Annotated in this window: 8 protein-coding genes; 6 read left to right on the top strand and 2 right to left on the bottom strand. The window is 66.0% G+C overall.

The window, feature by feature from the left end:
- Positions 1-101: 101 nt before the first annotated feature.
- On the top strand, positions 102-656 hold the full coding sequence (locus tag ACH5AF_RS35165) for an FkbM family methyltransferase (RefSeq protein ID WP_398907600.1): 555 nt from the start codon (positions 102-104) through the stop codon (positions 654-656).
- Between the two features lie 21 nt (positions 657-677).
- Positions 678-1,316 (top strand): histidine phosphatase family protein, encoded by a 639-nt coding sequence (locus ACH5AF_RS35170; RefSeq protein WP_398907602.1) that lies wholly within the window; start codon positions 678-680, stop codon positions 1,314-1,316.
- A 32-nt stretch (positions 1,317-1,348) separates the two neighbouring features.
- On the opposite strand, the gene metG is transcribed toward ACH5AF_RS35170, so the two are convergent.
- Positions 1,349-3,073: a methionine--tRNA ligase gene (metG, locus tag ACH5AF_RS35175; RefSeq protein WP_398907603.1), complete on the bottom strand. Its 1,725-nt coding sequence runs from the start codon at positions 3,071-3,073 to the stop codon at positions 1,349-1,351.
- Positions 3,074-3,405: 332 nt separating this feature from the next.
- Between metG and ACH5AF_RS35180 the strand changes: the two genes are divergently transcribed.
- Together ACH5AF_RS35180 and ACH5AF_RS35185 are read left to right on the top strand one after the other, a co-directional pair.
- Positions 3,406-4,701 carry a nucleotide sugar dehydrogenase gene (locus ACH5AF_RS35180; RefSeq protein ID WP_398907605.1) on the top strand — a complete coding sequence of 432 codons (1,296 nt, stop codon included), beginning with the start codon at positions 3,406-3,408 and terminating at the stop codon, positions 4,699-4,701.
- A gap of 12 nt (positions 4,702-4,713) precedes the next feature.
- Entirely contained in the window at positions 4,714-5,673 is a 960-nt protein-coding gene (locus ACH5AF_RS35185) for an NAD-dependent epimerase/dehydratase family protein (protein ID WP_398907607.1), read from the top strand.
- A 368-nt stretch (positions 5,674-6,041) separates the two neighbouring features.
- Here the strand turns inward: ACH5AF_RS35185 and ACH5AF_RS35190 are convergent, their stop codons facing one another.
- Positions 6,042-8,126, bottom strand: a complete 2,085-nt coding sequence (locus tag ACH5AF_RS35190) for a hypothetical protein (RefSeq protein ID WP_398907609.1) — start codon at positions 8,124-8,126, stop codon at positions 6,042-6,044.
- Between the two features lie 675 nt (positions 8,127-8,801).
- Here ACH5AF_RS35190 and ACH5AF_RS35195 point away from each other — a divergent pair.
- Positions 8,802-9,392, top strand: coding sequence for a hypothetical protein (locus ACH5AF_RS35195; RefSeq protein ID WP_398907611.1), 591 nt, complete (start codon positions 8,802-8,804; stop codon positions 9,390-9,392).
- A gap of 164 nt (positions 9,393-9,556) precedes the next feature.
- The gene (locus ACH5AF_RS35200; RefSeq protein WP_398907613.1) at positions 9,557-9,781 is read left to right on the top strand and encodes a hypothetical protein; all 225 of its coding nucleotides are present in this window, start codon (positions 9,557-9,559) and stop codon (positions 9,779-9,781) included.
- The last annotated feature ends 31 nt before the right edge of the window (positions 9,782-9,812 follow it).

Consider the following 9,812-nt stretch of genomic DNA (forward strand, 5'->3'; position numbering starts at 1 on the left):
CCCGGAGAGCCGGACGGCCACTCCTGCGGAGCCACTGAAGGCAAGACCCCATAAGCCACATCCGGCCCTCCCGGGCCATCCAACAACTTACGGAGTACCCCATGCGCAAGGTCTTCATCGACTGCGGCACCAACCTCGGAATCGTGCTGAACCGCTTCATCGACGAACTCCCGGACCACGACTTCTACGCCTTCGAGCCCAACAAGGACCTGCATCCCTCCATCCGCCAGGAAGTCGCACGGGCCGCCCACTCTCCCCGCGTCGAGATCTCCCACAGCGCGGTATGGACCCACGACGGAACGATCGACCTCTTTCTCGGTCACCACGAGAGCTCCACCGTGATGCCGGGCAAGCGCGTGCCGCCGATGTACGACCAGCAGATCGACTACAGCGCGCCCGTCGCCGTGCCGGCCACCGACTTCAGCGCCTGGATGCGCCGCACTGTCACCCCGCATGATCACGTCGTCGTCAAGATGGACATCGAGGGCGCCGAGTACCCCGTCCTGAACAAGCTTCTCGCCGACGGAACGCTGAGCCTCATCTCCGTCCTCTACATCGAGTGGCACTACGACCGCTTCCCCGCCATGAAGCAAGCCGACCACGACCAGCTCGTCGGCGCCGTATCCGCGCGCGTCGACGTACGCGACTGGGACTGAGGCGAGGAAGGGGTACGAGCCATGCACGCGAAGCACATCTACTTGATCAAGCACGGCGAGACGGAGGAGAACCTCCAGGGCATTCACCAAGGCCGGGCCGTCGGTGGCCGGCTCAGTGAGCGAGGGACCAACGACGTCGGCAACGTCGCTGCCAGCCTTGCCGCAGCCAAGATTGCGGTGGATCAGATGCTCGTCAGCCCGATGTCACGCTGCCATGAGTCCGCCGCACTGCTGACTGCCGCGCTCGCCCCGGCTGACGTACGCGTGGACGAGCGCCTGGCGGCCAAGAACAGCGGCCATCTCGGCGGCCAGCCCCGGGAGTTCGCCCAGATCGAGGCTGCTCGCCACGGTGTGCCCATCCACCAGCTTCGCACGCCAGGAGGCGAGTCATCCGAGGACGTCCAGGCCCGCTACATACGCGCGTGGGACGAAGTCGCCTCCAGTCCGTACCGCACTACCGTTCTGGTCGGCCACGGAGGGGGGATCGCCTGCCTGCTGCTGTGGCTCACGCAGAACAGCTTCGACCGGTACCTCGAGTACGTACCCGGCTCCGCCGGCGTCACCAGGATCGAAGTGGGCGAGGGCACCCCTCGGATCCGGCTGATGAACGTGCCGCCCACAGAGCTGCCCGGTCGCCTCGCGGCCCGTACCGCCCGATGAGGACGGGGGCGGTACGGGTGCGGCGGTTACGGTCAGGCGGTCTCGGCGCCACCGAAGCGGTCACGGTAGGACTCCAGGTCCTCCTCCGTGATCTTCGCGAAGAGCACCGGCGGCACGGTAAAGGCGGCACCGGCCGGGACCGTGTCCAGGGCCTTTGCCTGCTCGGCGGTCACCCAAGTCGCGGTGTCACCGTCCAGAGCGAAGGCTCCGCGCATGGCGGCGGCCGACGCAGGGATGAACGGCTCGGAGACGACTGCGTACAGGTGGATGAGGTTCATCGCCGTACGCAGGGTCAGCGCGGCGCCGTCCGGATCGGTCTTGATCTCCAGCCACGGGGCCTTCTCCTCCAGATAGGAGTTGCCCGCGGACCACAGGGCGCGCAGTGCCGCTGCGGCCTTGCGGCACTGGAGGGCCTCCATGTGCTCCTCGTACTCGGCGAGCAGCCGAGCGATCTCCTCGCCCAGCTTCGCCTCCGCCTCACCGGCCATGTGGCCCGCCGGGACGGCATCGCCGAACCGCTTCCGCGAGAAGGACAGGACGCGGTTGACGAAGTTGCCGAGGGTGTCGGCCAGGTCCTTGTTGACCGTCGCGGAGAAGTGCTCCCAGGTGAACGAGGAGTCGTCGGACTCGGGAGCGTTGGCGATCAGGAAGTAGCGCCAGTAGTCGGCGGGCAGCAGCTCCAGGGCGGCGTCCGTGAAGACTCCGCGCTTCTGGGAGGTGGAGAACTTGCCGCCGTAGTACGTCAGCCAGTTGAAGCCCTTGACGAAGTCGACCTTCTTCCACGGCTCACGGACACCCAGTTCGGTGGCCGGGAACATCACGGTGTGGAAAGGGACGTTGTCCTTCGCCATGAACTGGGTATAGCGGATGGTGTCGTCGGCCTCGTACCACCACGACTTCCAGTCCCGGGTCTCACTGTCCGGGGCGGCGTCCGCCCACTCCTTCGTCGCGCCGATGTAGGCGATCGGGGCGTCGAACCAGACGTAGAAGACCTTGCCCTCGGCCGCGAGTTCCGGCCAGGTGTCGGCCGGGACGGGAACACCCCAGTCCAGGTCGCGGGTGATCGCCCGGTCGTGGAGACCTTCGGTCAGCCATTTGCGGGCGATGGACGTGGACAAGTGCGGCCACTGCGCGCTGACGGAGCTGATCCATTCCTCGACCTCGTGCTGAAGCTTGGACTGCAACAGGAAGAGGTGCTTGGTCTCGCGGACCTCGAGGTCCGTGGAGCCGCTGATCGCCGAGCGCGGGTTGAGCAGGTCGGTCGGGTCGAGCACGCGGGTGCAGTTCTCGCACTGGTCGCCGCGGGCCTTGTCGTAGCCGCAGTGCGGGCAGGTGCCCTCGACGTACCGGTCCGGCAGGAAGCGGCCGTCGACGGGCGAGTACACCTGGCGGATGGCCCGCTCCTCAATGAACCCGTTCTCGTTCAGCTTCCGCGCGAAGTGCTGGGTGATCTCGACGTTCTGCTGCGACGAGCTGCGCCCGAAGTAGTCGAAGGCCAGCTCGAAACCGTCGTACACGGCCTTCTGCACGTCGTGGGCCTGAGCACAGAACTCGGCGACCGACAGCCCGGCCTCCTTGGCGGCCAGCTCGGCCGGCGTGCCGTGCTCGTCGGTGGCGCAGATGTAGAGGACGTCGTGGCCGCGCTGGCGGAGGTACCGGGAGTACACATCCGCCGGAAGCATCGACCCGACCATGTTGCCCAGGTGCTTGATCCCGTTGATATAGGGAAGCGCGCTGGTGACCAGGTGTCGAGCCATCCTCGGATGCTCCATTTCGTACGTACGGCGCCGATGACAGTGTCGCGGCGGGCCCAAGTCGGGAGGTTGCAGTCGACGCGACCACTCAGGCCGCATGGGGATATCACGCACGGTGACGGATCGAGGCTGCAAGCTGCCGCCATCGTATCGAATCCGGGCAATGCCCTTCCCACGGGTTTTCAGGGGCGCCCGGGGGCTGGAAAGGCACTCGGCCGTCCGAGACAGGCGGCCAAGCGAGTCTCGTACGGCCGAGGCAGTCCCCATCCTAGAGCCACCGCGCTGCCGCAGATCCGCACGCACCGCCTTCACCCCACTCCAACGAGGTGGACAGCATGATCAAGAATCCCGAGTTCCAGCAGCTCCGCGTCGTCGTAGTAGGCCAGGGGTACGTCGGACTTCCGCTCGCGGTCAGAGCCGCCGAAGTCGGGCACCGGGTCGTCGGCCTCGATGTTGACGCACAGCGAGTGAAGCGACTGATCCTCGGCGAGTCGTACGTGGAAGACATCCCGGACGCACGGCTGGCACCGCTCCTTGCTTCCGGCACCTACCGCCCAAGCATCGACGCATCCGACTGCGCGGAATTCGACGTAGCGATCGTCACTGTCCCCACACCGCTCCGCGACGGCGTGCCAGACCTCTCCCATGTTGAGGAGGCAGCGCGGATGCTCGGCCGCCACCTCCGACGCGGGGCAACCGTCGTCCTGGAGTCCACCACGTACCCCGGCACCACGGAGGAGCTCTTCGGCCCGCTCCTCGCACGCGCCTCCGGCCTGACCGCTGGCCCCGACTTCCACCTCGGCTACAGCCCCGAACGCATCGACCCCGGCAATCCGAGCTGGACGCTGGAGAACACCCCGAAGGTCATCTCCGGCATCGACACCGCTTCCACGGAAGCAGTCCACCGCTTCTACGCGTCCCTCGTCGACACGATCGTGCCCGTCGCAAGCTGCAAGGAGGCCGAACTGACGAAGCTGCTGGAGAACACCTTCCGGCACGTGAACATCGCCCTCGCCAACGAACTCGCGATCTTCGCCCACGAACTGGACATCGACGTCTGGGCAGCCATCGACGCTGCATCCACCAAGCCGTTCGGGTTCATGCGCTTTACCCCTGGCCCCGGCGTCGGCGGCCACTGCCTGCCCATCGATCCGTCGTATCTGTCCTGGCGCGTTCAGCGCACCCTGGGGCGCAACTTCCGCTTCGTCGAGCTGGCGAACGACGTGAACAACCACATGCCCGACTACGTGGTCCGCCGCCTCGTCGACGGTCTCAACGAGCGCAGGAAGTCCCTCAACGGATCCCGGATTCTGCTGCTCGGTCTCGCCTACAAGGCCAACACCGGAGACGCCCGAGAGACCCCGGCAGCGCGGATCGCCGAGCTGCTCACCGGCATGGGCGCCGAGGTCCAGGCGGCAGACCCTCACGTCGTCGACGACGCGCACCCTCGTGCCGCCGATCTCCAAACGGTTGAGCGAGTCGAAGTGACCCCCGAGTGCCTCGCGGCCGCTGATGCCGTCGTACTGCTCGCCGATCACGACGCCTTCGACTACCCCGCGATCACCACACACGCTCCGTACATCCTCGACTGCCGCCGCCGACTCGTCGGTGCACACGTCGACTCTCTCTGAAGGGCACGGCCCGTGAAAATCGTGATCACCGGCGGCGCCGGATTCATCGGCAGCAACCTCGCCCGAACGCTGGCTGAGCACCCCGAGATCACCCAGATCCGGGTGATCGACAACCTCTCCACCGGCCACAAGGACAACCTTATGGGCCTCGATGCTCACTTCATCGAAGGCGACATCCAGGACGCAGCTCTTCTTGACCGGGTCGTCCACGGCGCGGACGCGATCGTCCACCTGGCTGCTCTGCCATCCGTGCCGCGCTCCGTGAAGGATCCGCTGGCCAGCCACCACGCCAACGCGACCGGCACCCTCCAGGTCCTCGAAGCCGCCCTCCGAGCCGACAACCTGCACGTGCTCGCCGCCTCCTCATCCTCGGTCTACGGCGCCAACCCGCACCTCCCGAAACACGAGGAGCTCACCACCGCCCCGATGAGCCCGTACGCAGTCACCAAACTCGCCACAGAGGCATACCTGGGCGCGTACCACCACAGCTACGGCCTGCCGGTCCTGCCCTTCCGATTCTTCAACGTCTACGGCCCCGGCCAGCGAGCCGACCACCCCTACGCAGCCGTCATCCCGAAGTGGATCAGCGCCACGCTCGCCGGCCAGCCTGTAATCGTGCACGGTGACGGCACTCAGACGCGGGACTTCACGTACGTGGGCACCGTATGCCGCGTCCTCACCGACGCGCTGCTGCGCCGGGTAGTCGAATCCCGCCCGGTGAACCTGGCCTTCGGGACACGTCTGTCGCTTCTGGACCTGATTCCTGCGATCGAGGCCACAACCGGAATCCGCGCTCTGAGGGAGCACACGACCACTCGCGCGGGAGATGTCCCCCATTCCCAGGCCGACAGCACACGCCTACGAGCGCTCTTCCCGGCGGTGAAGCCTGTACCGATACTGGAGGGCATTTCAGCAACGACCGATTGGCTTGGAACCTCGATCGCGGGTGCCTGCCGCCAGCGTATCCAATAGGGACCTCTGGTCCCTTCCCAACTCCGGCGGGCATGCGCGGTGCCGAACTTCCTCTACCGGGTCGGCGACCTCAAGCAGTGGGCTCGCAACCAGCCTCGAGCCGCCGTCAGCACCACCGATCTGCCCTGACCACGAAGGGAGTTACATGGTCAGCACCGCCTACGGGAGCAGGAAGTCAACCGCACAGTTGAAGCGCTTGCCAAGGTCGCTGAGCGTGTACTGGGCGCGTGGGTTGAGCGTGGACAGGTTGTCGCCGGGCCGGACGGGACGCGTCGATGGTCGGTGCCGCGGCGCCCCGCAGCTGTGCACCGTGCACCCGGACTTCTGATCTAGCAGGCAGAAACACGCACCAACATTCCGACGAGGACTCATTCGAGATCCAGGCTGGGGGTGTGTGAGACGGCCGCGCGAATTCGATGGTCTACGCGGCCGTCGTCAGACAGGTGACGAAAGTGTGCTGCGCACCCGGGGTGCTGTCGGAGCATCGCTGCGACAGAACTTGCGGCATCTCCGGTCAAGGTGGACAGCCACGGGGATATCTCGGCCTGAGGTGCCCATTGATCCCATAGAGCGTCCCACTCAAACGCGCCACTGCAGCATTCTTCAAGTAGGTCCAGCTCGCTTGCCTGGGCGGCCTGACGGGCAATGCTGATCAGCCACATGATGGTGGCATCCACCTCTCCGCGCTCGGGTGATCTGTGCGTGCCGAGCAGTACGGCCATTGCGCGCACGACCTCAACCGCGCGGTGAGGGTCCGCCAGCAGTGACGGCATGAGGGAGGCAAGAGGCACAGTGACCAGAAGGTCGCAGTACAGGGCGGCGTCGTCGGCGTGTGCAGCAGCGAGGGAAATCAGTTCCTCAGCTGCGCTGGACGATCCATCGGTCACTTCCTGTTTCAGGTGCTCGCCCCGCAGGACAGGGGGTTGTGGCGGCGTCTCGACCTCTTGGCCGATCAGCTCGAGGAAATCCGCAATCGTGGCCGGCCGCCGCGCGGGATCCCTTTGCGTGGCTTCCCGTACGACCGCGCGCCAGGGACCGGATTTCGGAATGAGGGGGACGTTTGCAAGGGGCATCTCGCCTGTGACGGCCCAGCCGATGAACTGTCCGAGGCTGTAGATGTCGGCGGTCGCTCCGACATGGTGGGCATCGTCGTACAGCTCCGGAGCAGCAAACCCATCAGAACCCAGGAACATCCCCACTCGAGTGCGCTGCGGGTCGGTCGTCTGTCCCGGGGGACGCCGCACGATGCCCCAGTCTGCGAGAACCCAGCGGCCGTCAAGCCGGAGCACGTTCGCCGGCTTGATGTCCCGGTGGACCCATCCCTCCCGGTGGGCCACGGCAAGGACAGAACAGAGGGCTTCCAGGAGCGCCCGCAAGGCTGATACCTCGGTGAATTCCTCCTGGCATCCTTCTGCTGTGGTCTCCGCGTAAGGCATGACGAACCACGCGTGCTTGGGGTCAAAGTCCAGGACCGGCATCGCGTGAGGGTGCCCGCTGAGGCGACGACCGAGTTCGATCTCGCGCCCCATGCGGGCCACCTGTCGAGGGAATGGGTACTTCTCCCGTAGCTTCTTGAGAGCGACGACCGCACCGGTCGCCTTGTGTATCGCCTTGAACACGTCTGCCTGTCCGCCTCCGACTACGGGGAGGCGCTCGCATCTGTAGTCCTTGCGTTCGCCACGCGTGGCGTAGCCGGCCAGTTCTCCGCGCTGCGGCACGACGAGCGGCTTGCCAGCAATCTCTTCCAGCTCCTCGGAACCGGTGACAAGGGTGATTCGCCTTGGCGTGTTGGCTATGGCGGCCGCAAGATCCTCAACAGCGTCGGGTCCCGCGTCGGCGGGGCGTCGGGCAGTCACCAGATCGCGGTGGACTTCGGCAGGGTCAAATCCTTCGGCAAGGTACTGCAGCACCTCAAACTGGTCCTCGGGGAGCAGCGGTCCGAAGGCTTCGAGCTGTGCTCTGTCTATGACGGTCCGCACCGCTTTCAGGGTCTGCGGGTCGATGCCGAGATCTCCCAGGACCTCATCGGAACACTTCGCGAACAACCGCGACGGGAGGCGGGCGGCGGCCTCCCCCAGTACGTTCGTCAGCTGCTCGATGGCCGGCGCGTCGCGGACTTCGAGACTGTGGGTGGCGGAGTTCACGGTGTAGAGCCGCTTGGCTGCCCACTCGAGCGCCGCGTCATGCGGGAGGATCTTGACGAGGAGGAAGGTGTCACTGCCGTCATTGGGGGCGAGGACGACACCGCGCCAGAACTCGGTGATGCGGATCGTCCTCAGGCGCGGGTCACGCGCGTTGCGCACGGCCCCCAGATGCAGCCCCTTGTCCGCGTGCAATTCCGCCACGGTCAGAGTCTGGAACTTTGCCATCGCCTTGCGGAGCCCCGCCCGCACCGGCTTCTCCAACTGCTCGTATTCGGCCCAGAGGGTGTTCGCGACGGCGAGCTGCGGCAAGAGTAACTCCACTGCGGTAGAGGCCTGGTGACAGTGTTCACCAGGCTATCGCCCAGACCTGCCGCAGAGGCCGCCAAGTCCGTTCGGCCCGCCCGGGGAGGCCCGTTGTGCGTGGTACACACCTTGGGCCGGTGCAGATGGCTGGAGCGATCCCACCTCGCTATCGCCCGCCACGGCGCGTGGTGCGCCTGGAAGCCAGCACCAAGCAGGTGCACTGCCGACGTCCTCCACCGGCTGCACGGCGCTGAGGCCTACGCCAGTACACCGAGTGTTCCGAGAACTACGAGTACTGATGCTCGTAGCCACCCGCGCCGAATGGGCCGTGTGACCAACACGATCATCAACGCCAAGGCCTTGCATTCCCGCCGATCCAAGACGGCCTCGAGGTGGGCAACCCCAGCGTAAGGTGCCGGTGGCCGTCGCAAACGCCCTGCCCAGAGACCTCGCCCGCCTCTGTGCTCCTGGGACTTTTCAGGGACTTTCAACGCTGTCTGAGGGACTTCCGAGGGACTTTTCGCTGCCTAACTCGGCAAGCCCCCGAAAGATCGGAAAGGGCCTCCGACGCAGGTCAGAGGCCCTTTCCGAGGCAAAGCCGCAGGTGGCGGCAGACGAGTCGGGCTGTACGCCACAAAGATCCGCACGCCCCTGTTCTTCCGCCAGGTTGTCGGACGCTTCGTGCGTATCCGTGAAGACGAGGAGTTCAACGCCCGCCTGTTCATCCCCGCGATTCCGTCGATCATGGAGCATGGACGAGCCATCGAGGAGGAGCTCCGTCACCAATTGGAGATCGAGGCCGAGCGTGTCGAGCGTGTGCGCGATAGTGGCGATTCTGGGGGAGGGATGCTCGACCTCCGCATCCCGCTTGACGCGACCGAGGCGGTCTTCGATAGGGCAATCGTCGATGGCGATGAGGTGACACCCGTTGAGGTCGCCAAGGCAGCGGCGTGGCTGCGAGCGAACGGCATCCCCTCGACCTATGCGGTGAACGCTGCCCGCGGTCTGCGGTCCGCGCCCGTCGGCGCGGTAGCCGTGGTGGAGAACCCAAAGCCGACCCCTGCGCCCGCCCCGCCCCGTCACCGCGCGGAGCGCATGCTCCGCGGGGAGATTGACACTCTGGTGGGCAAGTTGGCCTACAGGCGGGGAATGCCGAAGAAGGATGTCAACCTGCAGCTGATCCGTGAAGGCTGGCCCACCCGCTCGAAGGCGACAGTGGAGCAGCTTCGCCGCCAGAAGAGTCACCTGATGCGGATTCTGGGAGAGTCCTAACCGATCCGCTGACACCGGCTCGCCCCGCGCGGAGACCGCCAGCCCGAGGAGCACGACAGTCTCGCCGAGAACCGACGCAAGGAGACGGTACGTGCGGTCCGGAATACGCGGCTGCCCGGAATCGATTGTTCTGTGCGAGGCCATCGAGGTGAACGGGGGAAGCCGTGAACGATCTGAAGCTGTTTCGGATCGCTGACGGCCAGGCGGCCGAGATCCCAGGAGCGACGGTGGCGCTGGAGCGACACTTGCAGACGCTGATCGAGCAGAACATGGAAACGATGCTTGGGATCCGGTTCCTCTCGTCGGAGTACCCGACGGGGCCGTGTGACTCTCCTCCCGAGGGTTCCTCAAGCACTCCGAAGCGTGGTCTCGCCGCAGCGTGCGCCTGACCTGGAGGTCTATCCGTCCCACACGAGAGGT

It is taken from the genome of Streptomyces sp. NPDC018833 (assembly GCF_044390825.1).
Taxonomy (GTDB): domain Bacteria; phylum Actinomycetota; class Actinomycetes; order Streptomycetales; family Streptomycetaceae; genus Streptomyces.